1 protein-coding gene is annotated in these 217 nt (G+C 71.4%); it reads left to right on the top strand.

The genetic code is table 11. The features are described 5' to 3' along the window. A partial coding sequence (locus VR44_RS14875) for a phosphopantetheine-binding protein (protein ID WP_157880296.1) occupies positions 1-217 on the top strand: 217 nt, incomplete at both ends.

The following is a 217-nucleotide window of genomic DNA, read 5'->3' as shown; positions in this document are numbered from 1 at the left end:
ACCGTGTACCGCCCGGCCGGACGGCTGCCCGCCACTCCCGCGGAGAAGACCGTCTGCGAGATCTTCGCCTCCGTCCTCGGCCTCCAGGAGGCCGGAATGGACGACGACTTCTTCGCCCACGGCGGCCACTCGCTGCTCGCCACCCGGCTGGCCGGCCGGATCGGCGCCGAACTCGGCGTGCGGCTGAACATCCGCGATCTCTTCGAGACTCCCACCC

Source organism: Streptomyces katrae (assembly GCF_000966975.1).
GTDB classification, from domain to species: domain Bacteria; phylum Actinomycetota; class Actinomycetes; order Streptomycetales; family Streptomycetaceae; genus Streptomyces; species Streptomyces katrae.
Note: the sequence above shows the minus strand (reverse complement) of the source record. Positions and strands in the feature narration are given on the sequence as shown.